Below are 23,697 nucleotides of genomic sequence, written 5' to 3' on the forward strand. Positions count from 1 at the left end.
GCTATTCAAGGGGTTGGAGCAGCCAGAGAGCCGTGTAGGTGGTGTCATTGGGAGTCGGTTGGATGAGGAGAAAGTGCAGACCCTGAGTGGCGCGCAGGCGATCGCGAAAGAGTTCTCCCGCTTGGGAAATCTCAGCATTGTCAAACGTCAAAAAGACCCAGCGATCGCGCAAGCCGCTGTGCAACACCACCCCACAGGGTCGCCCCGGCACAAACTCTAAGCGATAGGGCAGTTGCTCTTGGAACCACCGCGCCAGCTTCAGGGACTTGCGACCGCCATAGAGAATAATTCCCGGAATCAACGTATCGGGAGCCAAGCCCAAAGCCTCTGGCAACATTGCCATTTCAAAGGCCAGAATCCGCAGCGGATATTGCATCAGTTGTGCCAAGTCGGGGGGAGTAATTGCTGCAAACTGCCAAGAATCTCCCCAAATATCCTCGGGCAGGGGCAATGGCGGCGGCTGCTCAATGGCCAATGGATCGTAGGCTTCACCGGTGTAGGTTTTTAGACTGGGATACGCCTGAGCACGTTGGCACAGGTAGTGCTTTAGAGCCGGGGTGCGGCGGGTGGCTTCGAGGGGAAGGTTGAGTTCTTGGCAAACCACTTCCACGAGGCCTAAACTCTGGGGACGAAAAACCTGTACCCGCTGCGGTAGGGGCTGCCCGCAACTTTTGAACTCTGTGGCCAGCCATGAACTGCTCACGAGGGGTTCTGGGCAAAAAGCCGTGTAGTAAAAATTTTCCTCAGGGTCACAAATCACGAGTTCCCACAGATCAAGGCCACTGGGGGTACGCAAAGGCCGACGGTAAAGGTCAACTTGCCAACAGGACATGGACGGAAATGAGCAGCAAAGGAAGTTAACAGCCTTTTCACAACCATTGAAAGCCGCTCAGCTTGCCGCTAATTCTGTTGATGCGTCCTCAAGCGAGAGAAAAAGGCTATCTGTTGCTATTGTGCCTTGTTTTGCCTCCTCGGCTAGGGTGTTTTAGGCCTGAATTCCTTCTATACCTAGGCCACAACTTTGCCACGAAAGACGAGGTAATTATAGAGGTTATAAGCCAGCATAATCGGGATTAAGAAAGCGACGAAAATCAGCATAAAGACTTGGGCACTGGGAGAGGCTGAAGCTTCGTAAATGGTGACGCTGGGGGGAATGATGTTCGGAAAAATCACAAAGCCCAAGCCAATAAATGACAGGAGAAACAGTAAAAACGTCCACACCAAGGGCATGACTTCTTCACGCTTTTGTAAACTACGCAGCAATAGAAAAATCAGCAACACCCCCAAAATGGGAATCGCGGCAAAAATGTAGAATAACGGTGGCTGAAACAGTTGGGCACGCAGGTGCTCATGGAAAATGGGGGCGCTAATGGTAATCAACACAGCACCGATAAACGTTGTCCAAGCTGCAATCGTGGCCGTGCGGTAGTGGGTTTGCTGCAACTCACCTGTGGTTTTGTAAATCAGATAGGTTGACCCAATCAGCACATAGCCCTGAATCAGCGTCAGTGCCACCAACACCGAGTGCCACGTCAGCCAATCCCACATGCCGCCCGCAAAGTGACCCGCAGCATCTACTTTGATGCCCTCAAAAACAGTGCCCACCGCAAAGCCCTGCCCCAAGGCGGCCAAAAAACTGCCAATGCCAAAGGCAAGGTTCCACACCCGTTTATTATTGGCATTCTCGCGAAACTCAAAGGACACTGCCCGCAAAATTAGCCCCACCACCATAATCACTGCGGGTAGGTAAAGGGCATTGAGGATGGTGGCATAGACCAAGGGAAAAGCACCAAAGAGCGACCCACCCATCAGCACCAACCACGTCTCATTGGCATCCCAAACATTGCCAAGGCTGGTCATGAGGATATTGCGGCGCCGTTCATCGCTACTGGTGAGGGAGAGAATGCCAATGCCTAGGTCAAAGCCATCTAGGAGAATGTAGAGAAAGAGGAACAACCCTAGGATAAAAAACCATACCTGCGGCAAAAAGTGCTCCAAGGGTGCAAGGGGATTCGGTTCCATGGTGTACTCCCTTATTGTTGAGTTTCTAGGGGACGGCGATCCGGTTGGTGCTCTGCTAGTTTGATGCGGATTTCCAGTTGTTCAGCATTGTGCAGCCCCGGCACCGGCAAGGCAACATTGGGGCCTTTTTGGATGATGCGACTGCCAAAGAAAAGAGCCGCAAAGAAGAAAATGGTGTACAGGGCAACCAAGCCACTAAGGGAAAAAAGCACCACTTGGGGCGGTAAATTGGAGGCCGCTTCTGCTGTCCGCAACTGGCCATAGACAATCCACGGTTGACGCCCGACACAGCGGACAATCCAACCGGCTTCGACGGCAAGGTATCCCAAGGGTCCTGCAAAGATCCAGCCCCACCAGAGCCACTGGTAATTGCGCAGGCGATCGCCCTCGAGGCCAGTGCGCCACCAGACAAAAACAGTGAGGATCACGAGAGCCGCGAGGTACAGACCAATGGCCACCATCAGGCGAAAGGAATAGTAAATCAGGCCAATCAAATGGGGGCGATCGCTAGCGTTCCACTCCTTCAAGCCCAAGATCGGTGTGTCTAACTGCGGTTTCAACTCCAGTAGGTAGCTCAGCAGGCCGGGAATTTTCACTTCCAAGCTATTTGCTTGGGCGGCCTCATTGGGTAAAGCAATCACACTCCAGTCCGCAGGTGTACCCGCTGGTACCGTTTCCCACAGGGCTTCCATGGCGGCTAATTTGGCGGGTTGGTAGTGATAGACCTGCTCAGCACTGAGGTGACCGACAAACACCTGTAGGGGGGCAATCACCAAGGCCATCACCAACACCACCTTCAGGGATTTCGTGAAGAAATTGGGCAGGCGATTTTGCAGTAGATACCAAGCACTAATGCCGCCAATAACAAACAGCGAGGTTTCTAGGGTGGCAAAGAACATGTGGAAAAAACTCTTGACCATGAAGGGGTTGGCGATCGCTTGGAAGTAGTCTTGAACGCGGAACTTACCCTCGACAAAGACGCCCCCCGCTGGTGTCTGGAGCCATGAGTTGGCCGAGAGAATCCAGAAGGTGGAGAGATTGGCACCAAAGGCGACACAGATGGTCGAAATCCAATGCATCACTGGCGGTACCCGTTGCCAGCCAAAAATCATAATGCCCAAGAAGCTGGCTTCCAGCATGAAGGCCATGGTGCCCTCAAACCCTAGGACGGTACCGAAGAAATCCCCCACTGCTTCTGAGAAGGGTGCCCAGTTGAGGCCAAATTGAAAGGCCATGGGTAACCCGGAAGCCACGCCAATCCCGAAGTTGAGGATATACAGCTTTGACCAAAAGCGAGCATGGTGATAGTAGGTCAGGTTTTTGGTTTTTAGCCACAGTCCCTCAATGACCACGAGATAAATGCTCATCCCCGTGGTGAGGACGGGCCAGAGCATATGGAAAATGGCTGTGAGGGCAAATTGCCAACGGGAGAGAACAACGGTATCGAGACTAGCCAAGGTCATAACACCACCCTAGGGGTTGATCTGCCTTACTTTTAGCAACCCCCTTTGAGCGGTGACAAGGAGAATGGCGAACCGCTGCAAAAATTTCAGCTTTGCTTAAGAGTCTGGCGGGGTCATGGGCATTGAGCAGCTACACACGAGGTGGCGATCGCCATAGGCATTGTCAATGCGGGCTACCGCTGGCCAGAATTTGTACTCCCGCAGCCAAGGGGCGGGGTAGGCGGCCACTTGCCGTGAATAGGGGTAAGGCCATGGCTCTGTGGCCAGCATCAGGGCGGGATGGGGGGCATTTTTCAGGGGATTTTGCTGGCGATCGCTGACGCCGGCCTCAATTTCAGCAATTTCGGCGCGAATGGCAATCATCGCCTCACAAAAGCGATCCAATTCCGCCTTGGTTTCACTTTCAGTGGGTTCAATCATTAGCGTGCCCGGCACCGGCCAAGAAATGGTGGGGGCATGGAAGCCATAGTCCATCAGCCGCTTGGCAATATCTTCCACCTCAATTCCCGCGGATTTTTTCAGCGGACGCAGATCAAGAATGCACTCGTGGGCCACCAAACCGTGGGCACCTTTGTAGAGAACCGGGTAGTAGGGTTCAAGGCGTTTGGCAATGTAGTTAGCATTGAGGATGGCAATTGCGGTGGCGCGTGTCAACCCCACCCCCCCCATCAGGGTAATGTACATCCACGAAATCGGCAAAATACTGGCACTGCCCCAAGGGGCGGCAGTCACCGGGCCAATTTCCGATCCTTGGGGAATCAGCTGTGTGGTTGGCAAGAAGGGGGCTAAATGCGCCTTGACCCCGATGGGTCCCACCCCCGGCCCACCGCCGCCGTGGGGAATACAAAAGGTTTTGTGGAGGTTGAGATGGCAGACATCGGCACCAAAGTCCGCCGGACGGCACAGCCCCACTTGGGCATTCATATTGGCACCATCCATATAGACTTGACCGCCGTAGCGATGGATGATCTCACAAATTTGGCGAATTCCCGTTTCAAAGACGCCGTGGGTCGAGGGATAGGTGATCATCAAGGCCCCTAGGCGATCGCTATAGGTTTCCGCCTTGGCCGCCAGATCCGCCACATCAATATTGCCCTGGGCATCGCAATTGACTGCCACCACCTGCATGCCAGCCATCACGGCACTAGCGGGGTTTGTCCCATGGGCGGAGGTGGGAATGAGACAGACATTGCGCTGGCTTTCGCCGCGGCTGTGGTGGTATTGGCGAATCACCAAGAGTCCGGCATATTCCCCTTGGGAACCGGCATTGGGTTGTAGGGAAATGGCATCAAAGCCGGTAATTTCTGCCAGCATTGCCTCTAGCTCACGGAACAGCTGCTGATAGCCTTGGGCTTGCTCAGCCGGGGCAAAGGGATGCAGTTGATTGAATTCTGGCCAACTGATGGGCAGCATTTCCGCAGTGGCATTGAGCTTCATGGTGCAGGAGCCAAGGGGAATCATCGAGGTGGTGAGGGAGAGATCCTTGGCCTGAAGGCGGTGAATGTAGCGCAGCAGGGCGTGTTCGCTGTGGTAGTCCTGAAAGACGGGGTGCTGCAGGTAAGCAGATTGGCGTTTCAGGGTTGGCGGCAGGCGATCGCCCGCGGCAACTGCCACAGGACTTGTGCCAAAGAGCGCCAGTAAATCCGCCCCATCTTTTTCGGTGGTGGTCTCATCCAAACTGATGCCGACACTGCCATCCTCAAAGTAACGCAGGTTGATTTGCGCCGCTGCTGCCCGCTCCTTGAGCACCTGTACTGGCAGGTTCCCCAAGCCAATGCGTAGGGTGTCAAAAAACTCAGAATGGTAGAGTGGATAGCCCGCTGCTGCTAAGCCTGCTGCTAGGGTCACTGCCCGTTGATGGATGCGCTCAGCGATTTGCCGCAGCCCCGCGGCTCCATGATAGACGGCGTACATACTGGCAACAACTGCGAGGAGAACTTGGGCAGTGCAGATGTTACTGGTGGCCTTTTCGCGGCGGATATGCTGCTCACGGGTTTGCAGGGCAAGGCGCAATGCTTTTTGACCCAAGGCATCGTGGGAAACCCCCACTAGTCGTCCGGGTAATTGCCGCTTAAATTCTTCACGGGTGGCAAAGAAGGCGGCATGGGGCCCCCCATAGCCCAAGGGCACACCAAAACGCTGGGAGCTGCCGACGGCAATATCCGCCCCCAATTCTCCCGGCGGTGTCAGCAATGTCAAGGCCAGCAAATCAGTGGCCACTGTCACCAAGAGTCCCCGTTTATGGGCAGCGGCAATCAGGGCTTCGGGCGATCGCACCGCACCATCGCTGGCGGGATATTGCAAGAGCAGACCAAAGGCGTTGTTCCAAGGCAATTCACTGGCGATCGGGTCAATGGGCACAATCTCAATGCCAAGGGGCAGGGCACGGGTGCGCAGAACTGCTAGGGTTTGGGGATGGCAATCCTGCGCCACCAAGAAGCGGTTGGCTCCCTTTTGACGGCAGGCATTCAAGCTCAGCGTCATGGCTTCGGCGGCAGCCGTCGCCTCATCAAGGAGAGAGGCATTGGCAATGGGCAAGCCCGTTAGATCGCTGACAAGGGTTTGAAAGTTGAGGAGGGCTTCGAGGCGTCCTTGGGCAATTTCCGCTTGGTAAGGGGTGTACTGGGTGTACCAGCCGGGGTTTTCCAGAATGTTGCGCTGAATCACCGCCGGCGTAATGCAGTTGTAATAGCCCATGCCGATGTAGCTGCGCCAAACTTGGTTTTGCTGGGCAAGGGTGCGTAATTTTTGCAGGGCTGCTGTTTCACTGAGACCTTCACCCAGAGCGAGAGGGCGTTGCAAGCGAATTTCCGGGGGAATGACGGCAGTGATCAGCTCCTTGAGGCTGCCATACCCCAACAGGCTCAACATTTTGGGAAGATCGTTGGGCGTGATACCAATGTGCCGCGCGACAAATTCGGCATCGGTCTCTAAGTTGATCTCCAGTTGGGGCAGTGAACTAACCATCGCTATCGCACTCGTGTTGTAAATCGTTCATATATCTTAATTCTTTGAGCAGGGTTTGCGGGCATGGAGAACCTGCAAGCTGCGCCTGAGGTGGTAGGTCTGCTTCAAACGTATGTCACAGCCTTTTTCCCATGAATTAAACACATTAAAATGGATAAGATCGCTGTACGATAGATTTTCACGGTTTTTATTGTATCTCAAAGTATTTTATGATTAAAATCTATTCTGAACTGTAGGATTTTATAAAGTAGCCTCTAATTGTCGCACCTAAGCGTGTGATATTTAACATAAAATTAGCGGTTCGTTTGGTCATCTTCAGAATCCAACTACTTTCCGTGTGGTGTCTAATAGTTTCATTATCAAACTTTAGAGGTGTTGCTTCCTTTCTTGGAAATAGTCTATCAAAGTCAATTCCTGTTGTTTTTATTTTTTTAGGAAAAAGAGAATGTTCAGACATTAGCTTTTTAAGAGTCTTTGGCGTGTAGTAACATAAGTGTTCTGGATAATGAATTACTGAATAGTTCTCCTGAAGAAAATACCTTGCCAACGAATTAAAGTTAGGAGTGGTGCAGTAGAAAAGACCCCCTAGGCGTAAAAAACTAGCAATCTGACGAGCAAACTCTCTAGGCTTATTGATATGCTCAATTACCTCTATAGCAATGATGATATCAAAATAATCGCGAGGAAACAGTCTTTCATTCAAATCAGTGTATTGAGCTTTGATTCCTTTGCGAATGCACCATTCTACTCCCTTTTCTGAAAGTTCAGTGCCTTCTACTTCCCAACCATTTTTCTTTGCTTCTATCAAGAAATCACCCTTGCCACATCCCACCTCAAGAATTCGATTACTCTGACGATAAATTTCAAATTCTTTGAGAAGCTCTTGATATCGTTTAAGCGTAATTGGTGAAATTGGCCTGTCTTCTGCGTAGCTATATGTAGAATAGTATTCTTTCAGTTCATTCTCTGATGGAACCCTCTCCATAAAAATAAAACCACATTCTTGGCACTTTATAAGTCTGTGTGTAGTGTAGTATCTTCTCATTTTTTGAATGTTAGAAGATTGACAAAGTAAACAATAAGAATGGGTTTTCATAGATATTTATAGACCTTCCTAAAATAGTGTTGATTATATTATACAGAGCCTTTGACCTTTCTGAGAAAGTTCAATTCTCCTGAAAAGGGTTATACTAGCATTATCTTCAGATAAATTGATACCACCATCGCTATCGCACTCGTGTTGTAAATCGTTCATATATCTTAATTCTTTGGGCAGGGTTTGCGGGCATGGAGAACCTGCAAGCTGCGCCCGAGGTGGTAGGTCTGCCGCTCGACAGTGAAGCCCTGTAACCGTAGCTGCTCAGCTAAGTCCGTTTGCAGCAGTTGCCAAGCGGTTTCCGTTTCAAAGAGCCAGAAAAAGAGAGCCATCCCCGGCCAAAAGAGAGGCACTTGGGGACGATGAAAATCAATCAGGGCAAACCAGCCACCGGGCTTGAGAACCCGCCACACTTCCGCCACAATGGCACGCAGTTGTTCCGCAGTCATTTCATGCAGCGCCATGCTGGTGTGTACCAGATCAAAGGTGGCATCGGCAAAGGGCATCTTCTCCGCAAAGGCTTCCACATAGGTGGCTTGGGGCACGCGCTGCCGAGCACGGGCGATCGCCTTCGGGGAAGCATCTAAACCAGTGACCTGATCAAAGGCTTGAGTTAAGGCTTGAGTGACAACGCCATGGGCACAGCAGAGATCTAAAACCACGACACTGCGGGGTAAGTCCAAATCTTGCCAAGCCAACCGATGCAGGCGATCGCTCCCCCCGACCGTTATTGCTGCGAGGGCACTAATGGTGTCGTAGAGCCACGGATATTGATAGCTCCAAGTGCGTAAAATGGTTGCCACAGCGCTGGATCAAGCCTTGAATTTTGCAGAATTGGAACCAGTTGAGTGTCAGTGTACCGCCTTTTGGGTAACGATTCCTTGAGAAAGGACTGTTATAGTCTTATGTGGTAGCGAGAATCCGTAGTTGTAACGGTGTCGGGAGTGAGCATGGGTCAACCATCCATCTGCCAACAAAGCAGTCTGCTGCTGGGGAGCCTTGTGGGGGTCTTGATCACCATGAGCGGGGGGGCGATCGCCCAACCCAACCCTACGGCCACCGATCTCCTGCCCTTCAATCCCAATCCCGATCCCCTCCATCTCCCCAGTCGTCCCGATCAAGTAAAAATTGATTTGGATCGCCCCATTACCCTCAACGAAGCGATTGAACTGGCGCGGCGGAATAACCGCCAACTGCAAATCCTTGAGGCACAACTGCAACAAAGTCGGGCCGTTCTGCGCCAAGCGGCGGCGGCTCTCTATCCCAGCATCTCCTTGCAATTGGGGATTAGTCGCACAGATTCAGCAGCGATTCGGCTGCAAAATGCCCAACTACCACCCCCCTTGCGAACCAACCCCACCAGCAATACTTGGACCAGCACGGTGCAACTGGGCTACAACATTTTCACCTCTGGCCAACGGGATGGCAGTATCAAAGCAGCACAGGAACAGGTGCGCAATGCCGAACTGGATCTGCAGCGAGAATTTGAACAACTGCGGCAGGATGTCACCAATGCCTACTACAACATTCAACAGGCGGAGGCGCTGGTGCGCATTGGCGAAGCAGCGGTACAAAACTCCCAAATCAGCTTACGGGATGCGATCGCCCGCGAACGGGCTGGCTTAGGCACGCAATTTGATGTCCTCACAGCACAGGTGCAACTGGCCAATAACCAACAGCAACTCGTGCAAGCCCAAAGCCAACTGCAAACCGCTCAACGCCAACTGGCACAGCTGCTCAGTCTCAATGACAAGGTGAATGTGCGCGCCGCTGACCCCATTCGGGTAGTTGGGGAATGGAAACTCTCCCTTGAGGAGAGCATTGCCCTCGCCTTTCGCAATCGCGTGGAACTGGAACAACAACTGACCCAACGGAATGCAGCACTGCAGCAACGCCGGGTGGCCTTGGGGAATCTAGGACCGCAGTTGGTGGCCGGCGGAAGTTTTAACACCCTTGATAGCCTCACAGATGGGAGGGCACCCCGTTGGGGATATACCGTTGGGGGTCAAATGAACCTGACCCTCTTTGATGGCGGGGTTTCCCGTGCCAGTGCCGCCCAGCAGGAAAGCGCTGCCGCGATCGCTGAAGCTCAGTATGCGGCCTTTCGGAATTTGATTCGTTTCCAAGTGGAGCAGGCCTACTACACGCTCAAATCCAGCCAAGAAAATATCCGCACCAATGAAGTGGCGGTGCGCCAAGCCACGGAGGGACTCCGCCTTGCCCGTCTGCGCTTCCAAGCAGGGATTGGCACCCAAGCGGAGGTGAGCAATGCAGAAACGGCTCTGATTCAAGCCCAGAGCAATCTGTTGAGTTCTACCATTGACTACAACCGAGCGATCGCTGCCCTGCAACGCTTTGTGAGTGGCTTACCCTTGACGGCAACGCCTTGATGTTTGGTTTTTTGAATCTGAATAAACCTGCTGGCTGCACTTCCCACGACTGCATTAACGAACTGCGAAAGCGGCTGCGGCTCAAACGCATCGGTCATGGGGGCACCTTGGATCCGATGGCTACAGGGGTACTGCCGATCGCCCTTGGTGCAGCGACGCGACTCCTCCCCTATTTAAGCGATCGCAAGGCCTATATTGGCACGGTGCGCTTTGGCATCACCACAACCACGGATGACATTACGGGTGACATTTGCCAAGAACAAGCTGCCAGTTACCTCACCCTTGAGGCCATTGAGGAACAGCTTCCCCAATTCATTGGCGAGATTGAGCAATATCCCCCCGCCTACAGTGCAATTCAAGTGGATGGTCAGCGGCTCTATGCCCGTGCCCGTGCGGGTGAAGCCGTGAGCGTGCCGCCGCGGATCGTTGAGGTGTACAGCATTGATGTCTTAGATTGGCAAGCAGGATACTACCCAGAATTGACCCTGCGCATTACCTGTGGCGGTGGCACCTATATTCGCGCCCTTGCCCGTGATTTGGGAACAGCCTTGGGTGTCGGCGGAACGCTGGCAGCCCTGCAACGGATTGAAAGTGGTGGCCTGAGGATTGAGGAGAGCCATTCCCTAGAAAGCATTTCGCCAGAGCATTTACCACTGCGCCCGCCCCAAGCGGTTCTCTCACATCTACCGTGGCTTGAACTCAATGCAGTACAACTCAACGACTGGTATCATGGCCGCGCCGTGATTGGTGAGGGGCTGCCGCCGGCGGAGAGTTTCGTGGGCGTCACCTTTGCCGCTACCTGTGTGGGAATCGGGGTGAGTGGGGGCGATCGCCTGCATCCTAAGGTGGTTCTCAAGGCATAACGGTGTCTTCCGAAACATTTTTCTAGTGCTAGCTTAGGAAAAAGAAGCAATCAGCAGGTGAAGGAATGGGGGTTCGTTGGCTGCAACGTCTCATTTGTTGTTTAGTGGTCTTGGTGGGAGTCTGGGGCATTTTCCCCACTGACTCGGCGATCGCCCTAACGGAGGAACAAAAACTCTTTAATGAGGCATGGCGCATTGTCAACCAAGCCTACGTGGATCCCTCTTTTAATGGCCAAAACTGGTGGCTGGTGCGCGAAAAGGCGCTGAAACGTCCCCTACCCAATCGCGAGGCGACCTATGAGGCCATTCAAGCCATGTTGGCGAGTTTAGAGGATCCCTTTACACGGCTGCTGCGCCCCGCCCAATTTCGTAGCCTGCAAACCACCACAGCTGGGGAACTCACTGGTGTCGGCTTGCAAATTAGCACTGACCCTGAAACCGGTATCCTCGAAGTCATTGCCCCGATTGATGGCTCCCCTGCTGCTGAAGCGGGGATTCAACCCCGCGATCGCATTCTTGCCATTGATGGCGTCTCCACCACCCAGCTCAGCCTTGATGAAGCCGCCGAAAGAATGCGGGGAGCCGCCGGTTCTGCTGTGCATTTGTTGTTACAACGGGGCAGTGAAGCTCCTCAAGAAATCACCCTGAAACGGGGACACATTGAGATTAATCCGGTCATGGCTGAGGTTCGCCAAGTGCAGGGGCACACCGTTGGCTATATTCGCCTTGGTCAATTTAGCGCTATGGCGGTCACAGAGATGCGCAAAGCCATTCAAATGCTAGAGCAGCAGGGAGTGGAGGAGTACATTCTTGATCTGCGCAATAATCCGGGGGGACTGTTGCAGGCGGGGGTGGAAATTGCTCAACTGTGGTTGGATTCGGGGGTCATTGTCTATACCGTCGATCGCCAAGGGATCATTGATAGCCTCAATGCCAATGGCGGTGCCCTCACCCATGACCCGCTCGTCGTCCTCGTGAATGGCGGAACCGCCAGTGCCAGTGAGATTTTAGCCGCTGCCCTGCAAGATCATGGCCGTGCTCGACTGGTGGGCGATCGCACCTTTGGCAAAGGCTCGATTCAGTCCCTCTTTAACCTCAGTGATGGCGCTGGTCTTGCGGTTACCATTGCCCACTACGAAACCCCTAATCACCACAACATCAACAAAGTGGGGATTGAGCCAGATTGGCGGGTTCTCGATGCTCCCGAGAGTCTGGTGGCCATGGGTACAGCAGCAGATCCCCAATATCTGGCGGCCCTAGAGCTGCTCCACAGTCCGGTTCAAGTCGCTGCTAACGCAGGGTGACAAACTCCTCCGCCGTCGAGGGATGAATGGCCATCGTGGCATCAAAGTCCTTCTTGGTGGCGCCCATTTTGAGGGCGATCGCGATCCCTTGAATAATCTCAGCAGCATTGTCCCCCACCATGTGGGCACCGAGCACCCACTCCGTATTTTTCTCCACCACCAATTTGACGATCACCTTTTCATCTCGACCCGTGAGACTGTGGTACATCGGGCGAAAGGCCGCACGGTAGATTTTCACATTCTCTTCCCCCAATTTCGCCTTGGCCTGCGCCTCAGACAGCCCCACCGAAGCCGCCTCCGGCTGGGAAAACACCGCCGAGGGAATATTCTCATAGCTCAAGGTGCGCGGTAGATTACCAAATTGCGTATCAGCAAAGGCGCGTCCTTCGGCAATGGCTATGGGAGTGAGGTTGACGCGGTTAGTGCAGTCCCCCACAGCAAAAATGTGTTCTTGATTGGTGCGGTAGTATTCATCCACAGCAATGGCGACAATCCCTTGACTATTGGCCGTAAGATGCACCCCCGCCTGATCAAGACCCAGCCCCTGCAAGTTGGGCGCACGCCCCACGGCACACAGCACCGTATCAACTTTAGTTTCACAGGCTTGCCCCTGCTGTTCGTAGCGAATGCGGATATTGCCCTTCTTGGTAAGCTTCAAGCCTGTAATGTGGCACTGGGGACGGACATCAATGCCGTGGCGAAGCATCCCCTCATAGACACCATCTTGAATGTCTTGATCAAAGCCGCGCAGGGGGCGATCGCCCCGCAGAAAGTGAATGACTTCCGTGCCGAGTCCCTGCATAATGCCGGCAAACTCAACACTGATGTAGCCGCCCCCAAGGATAGCCATGCGCTTTGGCTGCTTGGGCAACAAAAACATCTCCCGCGAGGTAATGCTGTGTTCAATGCCCGGCACATTGGGCTTAATCGCTTCCCCCCCGACGGCAATCAAGATTTTCGCCGCTGTCACTCGCTGCTGTACCTGTCCTTGGCGATCCACGAGTTCTAGGGTGTGGGGGTCAGCAAAGCGGGCAAAAAAGGGCAGCAGTTCGACCCCGGCTTTGGCAAGGTAGCTAATGTGCAGTTGGCTGAGACGATTTACCTCTTGGTTCACTGCTTGAATCAGTCGCTCCCAGTTCAACTTGGCTTCAACGGGGCGCCAGCCATAGCCGACAGCGTCTTCAAAGAGGTGGCTAAACTTGGAGCCATAGACCATGAGCTTTTTAGGGACACACCCCCGAATCACACAGGTACCGCCAACTTTATCCCCTTCGGCAATGGCCACCCTAGCGCCGTAGGAAGCTGCCCGCTTTGAGGCCGCCAAGCCACCGGAGCCGGCACCAATCACAAATAGGTCATAGTCGTAGCTCATCCTTGCTCCCCAAAACCTAGCCTCAGTCTAGCGAAATCTGGATCGGGTTACATGAAGGCTTGGCGATGAATCGCTTGTAGGGCTTGGTATTCAGCAGTTTTGCCAAGACGGCGCAGCGATCGCAACCGCTGTTCAATGAGCATGCGCGCATCAGTTCGACTAATCGATTCAAACGCCATCCCCGTCGGCCGCTGGTTGACGATAAAGAAAAGCCGCTGGGCATACAACGTTGTAAAGAGTTGCCGATGCTCATCAATAGGGCACACCCCATAAAGCAAGCCAAAGGTGGGGTGATTGAGATACTGCTCAGCGGTCATCGAGGGTTTCATTAGTAGAGAGAATCTACCTCGCAAAAGGATCGTGACAGGTCAACACGGCAAGGGTGGCTTGTGAGGGGCAAAAACAGGAGAAAACCGCAGGGGGAGGCTAAAATAAGTAAAACATTTGACTGAAAACTTTTCAGATTATACTAAACCCTTTCCTCCTCTATGACGCGCTCCCTTCCCCCCTTTTGGCCCAGTGTGTTTCACCGCTGTGGTGTGATCTTTTTTGGCACGCTGACGTTTTTTTTCACGTTGGGGGTGGTGGGCTTCAGTGCCACGATCTTCTTTGCCCTCCTCGGAGTCTTGTTGGCACCTGCTAGTGAAACCAGTCCCTACGAGCACGTCAGCGGCAAGGAGAGCAGTCGCGATCGCATTCTCAGAATTGACATTACTGGGCCAATTCTCGGTAGCCCGCAAAACGAAGAAGATAGCTTCTTTGCGCCCCTTGTCGGTGTCACCTACGGCTATGAAGTGCAGCAGCAGTTGGCAGAGGCCGCTAAGGACGAAACGATTAAGGCCGTCTTTGTTAATATCAGCACTCCCGGCGGCACGATCTTTGGCTCCCAGGCGATCGCCGAAGGTATTAGGAGCTACCGCGCAGCCACCCAAAAACCGGTCTATGCCTTTATTGAGGGCATTTCTGCCTCCGGTGGCGTTTGGGCTATGGTGACAGCGGATCGGATCTACGCCGATCACGGCAGCATGATTGGCAGTATTGGCATTCTCGGCCCTAGTGTTTTCTACTACGATCGCCCCACCAGTCTCGATAATGGCCTATTGATGGGAGGCGTTACTGCCAACAGTATTGAAGAACGGACACTGAGCGCCGGTCGTAGCAAAGATATTGGCAATCCCTTCCGTCGCCTCACCCCCCAAGAAATTGAGGTCTTCCAAGCCGGCCTTGAACAGGAGTACAGCAAGTTTATTAATCATGTGGCGCAGGCACGGGGCATTGATCCCAGCGTTATTCGCAACGAAATGGGTGCGATGATTTTCAGTAACGAGCAGGCGCAGCGCTATCGCCTCATTGATGGCACCCGCAGCCGTCCAGACACCCTCAGTGCCCTTGCTAGTGCTGCCAAGCTCAAGGAAGGAGAGTATGCGGTCGTAGGTTTTCGGCGCGATCGCTCCCCTTTGATCAATCAACTCTTTGGCATTCAGTCACCTCCCCCAGCACCAGAAACCCAGCAGGTGTGGAAACAAGAGCAACTGTGTGCCCTCAGCCAATTGCGCGCCCTTGCCTACTATGGTTCCCTGTCGTGCCGTCCCCAGTGATGCGTTTCGATATTATTACCCTCTTTCCAGAGTTCTTTGCCTCCCCCCTCAGCAGTGGCTTAATGGCCAAAGCCTTGGCACGGGGGATTGCCGAGGTCGTCCTGACCAATCCGCGTGACTTTAGTACTGATAAGCACCAGCGGGTGGATGATGAACCCTACGGGGGGGGTGTGGGCATGGTGATGAAGCCTGAACCCCTCTTTGCGGCGGTGGAATCGCTGCCCTCCTTGCCCCGCCGTGAAGTGATCTATGTCACCCCCCAAGGGCAACCCCTGACCCAACAGCACCTCTGGCATTGGTCGCAGGAGCGAGATCAACTAGTGATTCTCTGTGGTCACTATGAGGGCGTGGATGAGCGGGTCGTCGAGCATTTGGTGACCCAAGAAATCTCCATTGGCGATTTTGTCCTGACCTGTGGGGAAATTCCAGCTCTGGTGATTCTCAATGGTGTGCTGCGACTGCTGCCCGGCACGGTGGGCAAAGCGGCTTCCCTGCATCAAGACAGTTTTGAGGACGGTCTATTGGACTATCCCCACTACACTCGACCCGCAGAGTTTCGGGGGTGGACGGTACCGCCGGTCTTACTTTCTGGTCACCATGGGGAAATTGCGGCTTGGCGGCGGGCACAGCAAATTGAACGCACTCACCAACGCCGCCCAGATCTGTATGCGCGCTGGCTGGCTCAGCAGGAAGCCACACTCAAAACCAAGGAAGGAGAATAGGAAATTACTTTATACTTCTTAAGAAAATCAGTTATAAATCAGTTATATGTCAAAAAAAAAAAAAAATAATAGCAAGTATCATCGTAATTATAATGTCTAATCCGAAAGCTGCTGCGGTTAGCTTTAGTCAGGAGCCCCAGTAACTTCCTACGATTAATCCTATGGATAGTTTGTTCCCCACTTTCCTAAGGCCTGCCACCCCCAATGCCAGTGGCGGTGCAGATTCAGTGATCGACCGGTCAGATGGAATGGGGAAAAGTGATGGGGGGCACTACCTAACAGCAATCCTAGGGGCGTTACCAATTGCTGTGGCTCTTGCTGATCCTGCGGGGGAAATTTGCTACATTAACCCCTTTGGCCGAAGGCTCTTGGCGGTGACGGATCCCCAAGTGGCGGCAGCCGACATTTGGGCAAATCTGCAGGTTTATTACTGCGGTAGCGATCGCCCCTATCCCAAGGAAGAGTTGCCCAATAGGCAAGTCCGCCAGCGTTTAGAACCCTGTTCTGTGGGCGTAGATCTGCTGTTGAGCGATCGGCGATTAACCCTAGCAATCCAAGCCCGCCCCATCTTTGATCCCAGCAGCAATCTGCAGTGTATTGTGCTCACGTTTCAGGACATTACTGGGCGCCAACCTCAGGAAACACAGCCCCAAGGGCTTGCCTGTTCTCGTCAGCAGCAGCCCGATTCTGGGCAGTGTGACTCCGGCATCTTCCAAGACCAAGGTGATTTTCTTTTATTCCTGCACCCAGATACCACCATCCTATTTGCCAATGAGGCCTTCTGCCGCTTCTTTAACTGTTCTGCTGCTGAAGTCATTGGTCGCCCCTTAGGGGAGTTGGTCTGCTGTGAAGATGCCGTCTGTTTCCAAGCACAGGTGATGCAGCTTACGCCCACTGCGCCCCTATTTACCTGCGAAAGTTGCCTACCTCATCCCCAAAAAGGGAGTCGCTGGATCCAGTGGCTGAATTCAGGGGTTTTTACGGCTGATGGTTCCCTCAGTGGGATTCAATCCGTCGGCCGAGATGTTACTGCGCTCAAAAATCAATTACTGCGTGAGCAGGCTCTCAATCGGGTCATCCAAGCCCTGCGCAATTCCCTTGACCTTGAAACCATCTTTGGCACCGCTGTGCGGGAAATTGTGGAAATAGGGCTGGGATGGGATGCCTGTGTGGTTCGCTACCTTCCGCAAAGGCAGGTGTGGCAGCCGGTTGCTGAATATCACAGCGATCCCAATACCCCCCAGTTTCTGGGCTTTGAAATCCCAGATCAGGACAATCCCTTGGCCACACGGCTGAAGGCAGGAGAAGTGGTTGCCATCGCCGACACCTGCCAACTGACCGATGCAGTGAATCGAGCCCTTGCGGAACAATTGCCGGGGGCATGGTTACTGGTGCCTTTGATTGTTAAAGAGCGCCCTTGGGGCAGCCTGAGTTTGTTTATGCCGCACCAAACCCATACGTGGTCAGAAGTGGAAATCAATTTTATGCGTACCATTGCCACCCAACTGGAGGTGGCGGTTTACCAGGCCAATCTATACGCCCAAGCCCGCAAAGAACTGGCTAAACGTTCCCGTCTGGCTGCGGCATTGCGCAAGAGTGAAGAACGGTTTCGCTTGACGGCTCTTCACCTCCCTGGTGCCCTGTTTCGCTATGAACAGTACCCCGATGGTCGCAATCGGGTATTTTATCTGAATCCAATGTGCGAACGTCTTTGGGGCATCCCCGCGGCGGTGGCCGCTGAGGATGGTGAAAGTTTGTGGCAGCTGGTGCATCCAGAGGATCGGGAAGCCACATGGCAATCGGTTCTCTGTTCTGCGGCAAATTTGACGCCATGGTTTTGGCAATGGCGCATTATTCATCCCACCAGCGGTGAAGTGCGCTGGCTAGAGGGCGCCGGACAGCCCACAGCGGCGGCTAATGGGGCCGTGGTCTGGTACACCGTGATCTTGGATGTCACTGAGCGCCATTTGGCCGAAGAGCGCCTCAAGGAGCAGCAGGCCCAGTTAGAGGTGGCTATCCGTGCTTCCAAGATTGGCTTTTATTTTCATGACCTCTCTACGGGAACCATGCTTGTTTCGCCGACCCACAGAGCCCAGCTGGGCGATCTACCTACGGCTGAAGCGTTCAGTTGTGCAGATTGGCAGGAGCGACTGCACCCCGAGGATCGCGATCGCGCCCTTGCGGCCTACGAGCAATTTCTGCGCGGTGAAGCGGACTATGACATTGATTTTCGCCTGCGCCACCGGGATGGTAGCTACCGCTGGTTCCACAGCAATGCCGTGTTAATTCGGGATGCCCAGGGTCGCCCCTCTAAGGTGGTGGGTACCCATATTGATATTACCGAACGCAAAGCTGCTGAACTGGCGCTGCGCGAAAGCGAAGAACGCTATCGACTGCTGGCGGAAAACATGACCGATATTGTGTGCCTTTTAGATCGCGAGGGTCGGTGTTTGTATGTTAGTCCCTCCTATGAAACCCTCTTGGGTTGGTCTTCTGGGAGGCTCATTAGTCAGCATTTTACGCAATTGTGCCATCCCCAAGAGCGATCGCGGGTCAAGCAGGAACTGCAACAGATGATTCAGCAGCAGCGGTTTTGGCCCATCACCCATCGAGCTTGGACAGCGAATCGGGAGTTGCTCTGGCTAGAAACCCTCTTCAAGCCCCGCTACGACAGTCAGGGACAATTGCAACAGTTGCAGACCAGTTCCCGCGATGTCACCAGTCGGGTACAGGTGCAATTTCAGCTAGAGCATGAGGCCTATCACGATCCCCTGACAGGGTTGCCCAACCGCCTCTACTTCATGGAGCAGTTGGCAGCCACAATTGCCGCAGCTCAAAGCAATCCTGAGCTTCACTATGCGGTGCTGTTTTTGGATGTGGATCGCTTTAAGGTGATCAATGACAGCCTCGGCCATGCAGTGGGCGATCGCCTGCTCATTGCCTTTGCCACTTTGCTGCGGCGTCTCATCGAAAATAGGCATATTGTGGCTCGCCTCGGCGGAGATGAGTTTGTGATTTTGGCAACCGCTTTACCTCACTTGGAGAGTGCCATTGCCCTTTGCGAGCAAATTACCCGTTGCCTCCAGGAACCCTTGGTCGTAGAGGAGCGGCAAATTTTCCTCAGCAGTAGTATTGGTGTGGTCTTTGCCCAAAACGACTATGAAACGGCTTTTGCTGTCCTCAGGGATGCCGATATTGCCCTGTATCAAGCCAAGGCTCATCCCACAAGACGCTACGCCATCTTTAATGCCCAGATGTACGAACAGGTGCTAGAGCGCCTCCACCTTGAACACGATCTGCGCCATGCCCTCAGCCATGGAGAACTGCAGCTGTTTTATCAGCCCTTTTTTAATTTGGCGGATCAACAACTGGTGGGCATGGAAGCCTTGGTGCGTTGGCAACATCCTGAACGGGGACTGATTCTGCCGGGTGCTTTCATTTCAATTGCTGAGGATACGGGGCTGATTGTTGACCTTGACAAGTGGGTTCTGGAGCAGGCTTGTCGACAGTTGTGGTTGTGGCAACAGCAGTCCCAAGGGGCAGCCAACTTGATCCTGAGTGTGAATGTCTCGGCCAAGACACTGAAGCACCCCAGTTTCCGCCACCACCTTAGCCGCATTCAGCAACAGTATCCCTTGGGCAGAGGACAGTTGGTTCTAGAACTCACCGAAAGCATCGCCCTTGAATTGGGCAGTGAAATGCTGAGTCTCCTAGAGTCACTGCGGGAGCGCCACATTGAAATTAGTATTGACGATTTTGGAACGGGCTATTCCTGTCTGAGTTATCTCCACAGCCTACCGATTCACCATCTAAAGGTGGATCGCGCCTTTGTCCAGCAATTGGAAAACAACCAACGCAACCTCAAAATTACCAAGATGATTTTAGTCCTTGCTCAGGAGTTGGGCTACCGCGTCATTGCCGAAGGGATTGAAACCCACGAGCAACTGCACATCCTGCAGCGACTGGGGTGTGATTATGGTCAAGGGTATCTCTTTGCCCGACCCATGCCTGCTGAAGCCCTCGCATCCCTCCTGAAAGCCCACTAAAATATTGGCATGGCTGTTTTCCGTGGGACGTGGCTGGCAACGCCGACGCCGCGCTTTTTTGTATGGGCAGAAGAATGGCGATCGCTCACTCAGGCAATCACGCCTTGGGTTCCGACTGCTGTGCCTGTTTATCCCTATGCCACCCAACTGAAGACCCCTCCGCTTGTCAATGCCGATCCGAGTGTTGCCTATGCTGCTTTGCCCGCACAGATTCAGGAGCATCACCTGTTACCGCCTCCCCTAGCGGAAGTCAACGGCGAACCGCTGTTTCTCTGGCAGGTGCCGGGTTGGGCGATTCCTGCCTCAGGGGTTTTAGAGCAACTACATCAACTGGGTCTTCAGGGTCGCGAAAGCGCTGCTATTGGCGATGATCTGCGCTATTGGCTGCACGTTAGTCGCTGGTTACTGGATTTAATTGTGCGCGGCCAATACTTGCCTACGGCTGAAGGGTGGCGGATTCTGCTCACCCACGGGGGCGATCGCGATCGCTTTCGCCAATTTAGCCAACGGATGCCGCATCTGTGTCGTTGTTACCAAGGGGATGCCACGGCGCTGCGGTTTCCGCCCCATGCCACCGATCTATTGGCGGATTTTTTACACCACACGTTGCAGGGCTATCTCCACGCTGTCCTCGCCTCCCTAGAGCTGCCCAAAGTGGGCTTAGCCAAAGCCCACAGCCACTGGCTGACTTTCCTCAAAACAGGGCAAGCAACGGAACTGCCGCCTTCTTTTGTGGAACGGCTCCAGCGTTGGCAAGAACCCTACCGCGAGCAGTTGGATCTGCGCCCCCAATGGCGCTTGGCACTGCAACTGGTGCCCCCAGATACTGCCGAGGGTGATTGGCGCTTGGCCTTTGGCCTACAAACGGAGGGCGAAACGGAAACGATGCTGGCGGCGGCAGAGATTTGGCAATGTACGCAAGAGTCCCTCCTCTATCACGGACAAGTGCTCTGGCAGCCCCAAGAAACCCTGCTGCGGGGACTGGGTTTGGCCTCACGCATTTATCGTCCCCTCGATCGCAGTCTCCAAGAACCCTCCCCTGTGGGTCTGACGCTGCAAACCACGGAAGTTTATGCCTTCTTGCAAAGTGCCATTCCGCTCCTTGAGCAGCAGGGGGTTGCAATTATTGTGCCGCCGAGTTTGCGCCGCAATAGCGCCCAGCATCGCTTGGGTCTGAGGATGATTGCTTCATTGCCGCCCACCGCCACCAGCGGCTTGAGTATTGAGAGCTTGATGCAGTTTCAGTGGCAATTACAGTTGGGGCAGCATCCCCTCTCGGAAGCAGATTTTGAGCAACTGCGCCGCCAAGAGAGTCCCCTTGTTTATCTCAATGGTGAGTGGGTGCTGCTGCGTCCCCACGAGGTGAAGGCCGCTCAAGAGTTTCTCCAGTCTCCCCAAAAGACCCAGCTCTCCCTTGCCGATACGCTGCGCATTGCCACCGGGGATACGGTGACGGTGGCCAAGTTACCCATTCTCGGCCTAGACGCCAATGCTGCTCTTCAGGCACTACTCGATGGCCTCACGGGTAAACAAACCCTTGATCCAGTGCCGACACCGCAGGAATTTTGTGGGGAACTGCGTCCCTACCAAGCGCGAGGGGTGGCGTGGTTGAGTTTCTTGGAACGCTGGCGGTTGGGGGCTTGCTTGGCCGATGATATGGGCTTAGGGAAAACGATTCAACTGTTGGCCTTTTTGCTCCACCTCAAGGAAGCAGGACGTGCCTACCGACCGACACTGTTGATCTGTCCCACCTCAGTACTGGGCAACTGGCTACGGGAGTGCCAAAAATTTGCACCGACATTGCGTGCCTACGTCCACCACGGCAGCGATCGCCCCAAGGGCAAGGCATTTCTGAAAAAAGTCGAAACTCACGATCTGATTCTCACCAGTTATGCCCTTCTCCAGCGCGATCGCACCACCTTGCAACAGGTGTCATGGCAGCATCTGGTCCTCGATGAAGCCCAAAACATCAAGAATGCCAACACCCAGCAGTCCCAAGCGGCACGGGAACTCTCCGCCCAGTTTCGCATTGCCCTGACGGGAACCCCCCTAGAGAATCGTCTCCTTGAACTCTGGTCGATTATGGACTTTCTGCATCCGGGGTACTTGGGCAATCGCACCTACTTTCAGCACCGCTATGTGCGACCCATTGAACGCTATGGCGACACCACCTCCCTCAACGCCCTGCGCACCTATGTTCAGCCCTTCATTCTACGGCGCCTGAAAACTGACCGCAGCATTATCCAAGACCTGCCCGAAAAACAGGAGATGCTGGTCTATTGCGGTCTCACCCTAGAACAGATGCAGCTTTACACTGCGGTGGTGGCAGACTCCCTTGCTGCCATTGAAAATAGTGAAGGTATCCAGCGGCGCGGCCATATCTTGGCTACGCTGACCAAACTCAAGCAAATCTGTAACCACCCGGCGCAGTATCTCAAGCAGGAAGACTATGCCCCCGATCGCTCGGGTAAATTGCAACGCCTCATAGAAATGCTGCAAGAGCTTCAGGAAGTGGGCGATCGCGCCCTTGTCTTTACCCAATTTGCCGAATTTGGCACCCACCTGAAAACCTATCTCGAAAAGGCGCTACAGATGGAGGTCTTTTTCCTGTCGGGACGCACCCCCAAAGCCCAGCGAGAACTCATGGTGGAACGCTTTCAGCACGATCCTGAGGCACCCACGGTCTTTATTCTTTCCTTAAAAGCGGGGGGCGTGGGCTTAAATCTCACCCGTGCCAATCATGTCTTTCACTACGATCGCTGGTGGAACCCTGCCGTTGAAAATCAGGCCAGCGATCGCGCCTTCCGCATTGGCCAAGCCCGCACTGTCCAAATCCACAAATTTGTCTGCACGGGTACCCTTGAAGAAAAGATCCACGAGCAAATTGAGCAGAAAAAAGCGCTTGCGGACATGATTGTGGGCAGTGGCGAACAGTGGTTAACCGAACTCAATCTCGATCAACTGCGGCAACTGCTCACCCTGGACAAAGAGCGGGTGATCACACTCTAGGCCATTGCCCACTGGGATGCCTGCTCACCGCGTAGGAGGCGAATTTGGGCGATCGCGAAAATGGTGGGAATAATGCGCGCATAGTTGGTGGAAATGGCACGCCAACCCAAGTCGGCAATAAACCACACCCACAAAGCTGTACTGGCAAAGGCTAAGACGCTGCGACCGAGGGCAAATTTAGCGGCTCCCACGGCAGCGCCCCGAGACACCAAGGGAGTGATGGAGAGCTTGTACCCAGCAAAGTGAATGGCAAATTGACGAGCCACCTGCTGCACCACCATGGAGCGGACAACAGAACTGATGGCGATCGCCGCGCCTCCCTCTAGGATCAGGCGTACAGTTTCCATGGAAATCGGGTGGCCGTTGCGCAGTTCGGGCAAGCTATCTTGGATTTGGGCAGCCAAGACCTTGCGATCCTCATCCCCCAGCTTTTTCCACATCCGCTGCAACACATTCAAGAAGATTTCCATTTCCAGTTCGGGGACTGTCCAACTGGGGGAAAACTTAATTTTCAGATAGCGACAGACCCGCATCAACGTTTGCCGATAGCTGATTTGCTGTGCTTTGCCCTTGAGTACTGTCAGACCATCTGCCGCCAAAAAGCGAAACCGCTCCTCAATATCATCCAGCCATGCTTGGCGATCCTGAGCTTGGACGGCAATGGGATCCGGCGTTGTGAGATAGTCCAAGGGATTGAGCCGACGACGAAACAGAATTTCGGTTAGGTCTTGCAACTCCTCCTCCGTCGCCAATTCCAGCGCAGCCCGTAGCTCGTTCATGGGGTTCTCGCTCCAGCAGCAGCACAATAGAACATGATGATTCTTCACCCCTGATTATAGGGATTC

16 protein-coding genes are annotated in these 23,697 nt (G+C 53.8%); 7 read left to right on the forward strand and 9 right to left on the reverse strand.

Annotated elements, in window-relative coordinates; genetic code table 11:
* Window position 1: 1 nt before the first annotated feature.
* The 6 genes from M0646_RS08570 to M0646_RS08595 form a co-directional block, all read right to left on the reverse strand.
* Window positions 2-832: a Tab2/Atab2 family RNA-binding protein gene (locus M0646_RS08570; RefSeq protein WP_149819960.1), complete on the reverse strand. Its 831-nt coding sequence runs from the start codon at window positions 830-832 to the stop codon at window positions 2-4.
* 176 nt (window positions 833-1,008) lie between these two features.
* A complete protein-coding gene (gene cydB, locus M0646_RS08575; RefSeq protein WP_286649521.1) occupies window positions 1,009-2,022 on the reverse strand; it encodes a cytochrome d ubiquinol oxidase subunit II in 1,014 nt (337 codons plus the stop codon).
* 11 nt (window positions 2,023-2,033) lie between these two features.
* A complete protein-coding gene (locus M0646_RS08580) occupies window positions 2,034-3,485 on the reverse strand; it encodes a cytochrome ubiquinol oxidase subunit I (protein WP_286625347.1) in 1,452 nt (483 codons plus the stop codon).
* A gap of 96 nt (window positions 3,486-3,581) precedes the next feature.
* Window positions 3,582-6,452, reverse strand: coding sequence for an aminomethyl-transferring glycine dehydrogenase (gene gcvP, locus M0646_RS08585; protein WP_286649522.1), 2,871 nt, complete (start codon window positions 6,450-6,452; stop codon window positions 3,582-3,584).
* Between the two features lie 220 nt (window positions 6,453-6,672).
* Window positions 6,673-7,548, reverse strand: a complete 876-nt coding sequence (locus M0646_RS08590) for a class I SAM-dependent methyltransferase (RefSeq protein ID WP_286625350.1) — start codon at window positions 7,546-7,548, stop codon at window positions 6,673-6,675.
* Between the two features lie 164 nt (window positions 7,549-7,712).
* Window positions 7,713-8,351 carry a class I SAM-dependent methyltransferase gene (locus M0646_RS08595; protein ID WP_286649523.1) on the reverse strand — a complete coding sequence of 213 codons (639 nt, stop codon included), beginning with the start codon at window positions 8,349-8,351 and terminating at the stop codon, window positions 7,713-7,715.
* Between the two features lie 147 nt (window positions 8,352-8,498).
* Here M0646_RS08595 and M0646_RS08600 point away from each other — a divergent pair, with 147 nt between their 5' ends.
* From M0646_RS08600 to ctpA, 3 genes are all read left to right on the forward strand, one after another.
* Window positions 8,499-9,938, forward strand: coding sequence for a TolC family protein (locus M0646_RS08600; protein WP_286649524.1), 1,440 nt, complete (start codon window positions 8,499-8,501; stop codon window positions 9,936-9,938).
* Window positions 9,938-10,801 (forward strand): tRNA pseudouridine(55) synthase TruB, encoded by an 864-nt coding sequence (truB, locus tag M0646_RS08605; protein WP_286649525.1) that lies wholly within the window; start codon window positions 9,938-9,940, stop codon window positions 10,799-10,801. The genes M0646_RS08600 and truB overlap by 1 nt, the downstream gene beginning before the upstream one ends.
* 65 nt (window positions 10,802-10,866) lie before the next feature.
* A complete protein-coding gene (ctpA, locus tag M0646_RS08610; RefSeq protein WP_286625354.1) occupies window positions 10,867-12,105 on the forward strand; it encodes a carboxyl-terminal processing protease CtpA in 1,239 nt (412 codons plus the stop codon).
* Here ctpA and gor read toward each other — a convergent pair.
* Together gor and pipX are read right to left on the reverse strand one after the other, a co-directional pair.
* Entirely contained in the window at window positions 12,092-13,477 is a 1,386-nt protein-coding gene (gene gor, locus M0646_RS08615) for a glutathione-disulfide reductase (RefSeq protein ID WP_286625355.1), read from the reverse strand. The two genes, ctpA and gor, sit on opposite strands and share 14 nt — an antisense overlap.
* Before the next feature lie 47 nt (window positions 13,478-13,524).
* The gene (gene pipX, locus M0646_RS08620; protein WP_190278331.1) at window positions 13,525-13,794 is read right to left on the reverse strand and encodes a transcriptional coactivator PipX; all 270 of its coding nucleotides are present in this window, start codon (window positions 13,792-13,794) and stop codon (window positions 13,525-13,527) included.
* Window positions 13,795-13,965: 171 nt separating this feature from the next.
* Between pipX and M0646_RS08625 the strand changes: the two genes are divergently transcribed.
* The 4 genes from M0646_RS08625 to M0646_RS08640 all read left to right on the forward strand — a co-directional run bounded on the left by M0646_RS08625 (window position 13,966) and on the right by M0646_RS08640 (window position 22,852).
* Window positions 13,966-15,075 (forward strand): S49 family peptidase, encoded by a 1,110-nt coding sequence (locus M0646_RS08625; protein ID WP_286625356.1) that lies wholly within the window; start codon window positions 13,966-13,968, stop codon window positions 15,073-15,075.
* Window positions 15,075-15,797 (forward strand): tRNA (guanosine(37)-N1)-methyltransferase TrmD, encoded by a 723-nt coding sequence (gene trmD / locus M0646_RS08630; RefSeq protein WP_149819981.1) that lies wholly within the window; start codon window positions 15,075-15,077, stop codon window positions 15,795-15,797. Before M0646_RS08625 ends, trmD begins: the two co-directional genes overlap by 1 nt.
* Before the next feature lie 161 nt (window positions 15,798-15,958).
* Window positions 15,959-19,843 carry an EAL domain-containing protein gene (locus M0646_RS08635; RefSeq protein WP_286649526.1) on the forward strand — a complete coding sequence of 1,295 codons (3,885 nt, stop codon included), beginning with the start codon at window positions 15,959-15,961 and terminating at the stop codon, window positions 19,841-19,843.
* A 9-nt stretch (window positions 19,844-19,852) separates the two neighbouring features.
* Window positions 19,853-22,852: a DEAD/DEAH box helicase gene (locus M0646_RS08640; RefSeq protein WP_286649527.1), complete on the forward strand. Its 3,000-nt coding sequence runs from the start codon at window positions 19,853-19,855 to the stop codon at window positions 22,850-22,852.
* Here M0646_RS08640 and M0646_RS08645 read toward each other — a convergent pair.
* Window positions 22,849-23,631, reverse strand: coding sequence for a YaaW family protein (locus tag M0646_RS08645; RefSeq protein ID WP_190278036.1), 783 nt, complete (start codon window positions 23,629-23,631; stop codon window positions 22,849-22,851). The two genes, M0646_RS08640 and M0646_RS08645, sit on opposite strands and share 4 nt — an antisense overlap.
* Window positions 23,632-23,697: the final 66 nt, after the last annotated feature.

Source organism: Thermosynechococcus sp. B3 (genome assembly GCF_030323045.1).
GTDB lineage: Bacteria > Cyanobacteriota > Cyanobacteriia > Thermosynechococcales > Thermosynechococcaceae > Thermosynechococcus.

What these genes read in the sequence shown, in the direction of transcription:
- gcvP (WP_286649522.1), bottom strand. Translation starts at nt 6,452, where the DNA reads ATGGTTAGTTCACTGCCCCAACTGGAGATCAACTTAGAGACCGATGCC.
- gor (WP_286625355.1), bottom strand. Translation starts at nt 13,477, where the DNA reads ATGAGCTACGACTATGACCTATTTGTGATTGGTGCCGGCTCCGGTGGC.
- M0646_RS08645 (WP_190278036.1), bottom strand. Translation starts at nt 23,631, where the DNA reads ATGAACGAGCTACGGGCTGCGCTGGAATTGGCGACGGAGGAGGAGTTG.
- M0646_RS08570 (WP_149819960.1), bottom strand. Translation starts at nt 832, where the DNA reads ATGTCCTGTTGGCAAGTTGACCTTTACCGTCGGCCTTTGCGTACCCCC.
- M0646_RS08625 (WP_286625356.1), top strand. Translation starts at nt 13,966, where the DNA reads ATGACGCGCTCCCTTCCCCCCTTTTGGCCCAGTGTGTTTCACCGCTGT.
- truB (WP_286649525.1), top strand. Translation starts at nt 9,938, where the DNA reads ATGTTTGGTTTTTTGAATCTGAATAAACCTGCTGGCTGCACTTCCCAC.
- M0646_RS08590 (WP_286625350.1), bottom strand. Translation starts at nt 7,548, where the DNA reads ATGAAAACCCATTCTTATTGTTTACTTTGTCAATCTTCTAACATTCAA.
- ctpA (WP_286625354.1), top strand. Translation starts at nt 10,867, where the DNA reads ATGGGGGTTCGTTGGCTGCAACGTCTCATTTGTTGTTTAGTGGTCTTG.
- M0646_RS08635 (WP_286649526.1), top strand. Translation starts at nt 15,959, where the DNA reads ATGGATAGTTTGTTCCCCACTTTCCTAAGGCCTGCCACCCCCAATGCC.
- M0646_RS08600 (WP_286649524.1), top strand. Translation starts at nt 8,499, where the DNA reads ATGGGTCAACCATCCATCTGCCAACAAAGCAGTCTGCTGCTGGGGAGC.
- M0646_RS08640 (WP_286649527.1), top strand. Translation starts at nt 19,853, where the DNA reads ATGGCTGTTTTCCGTGGGACGTGGCTGGCAACGCCGACGCCGCGCTTT.
- pipX (WP_190278331.1), bottom strand. Translation starts at nt 13,794, where the DNA reads ATGACCGCTGAGCAGTATCTCAATCACCCCACCTTTGGCTTGCTTTAT.
- cydB (WP_286649521.1), bottom strand. Translation starts at nt 2,022, where the DNA reads ATGGAACCGAATCCCCTTGCACCCTTGGAGCACTTTTTGCCGCAGGTA.
- M0646_RS08580 (WP_286625347.1), bottom strand. Translation starts at nt 3,485, where the DNA reads ATGACCTTGGCTAGTCTCGATACCGTTGTTCTCTCCCGTTGGCAATTT.
- trmD (WP_149819981.1), top strand. Translation starts at nt 15,075, where the DNA reads ATGCGTTTCGATATTATTACCCTCTTTCCAGAGTTCTTTGCCTCCCCC.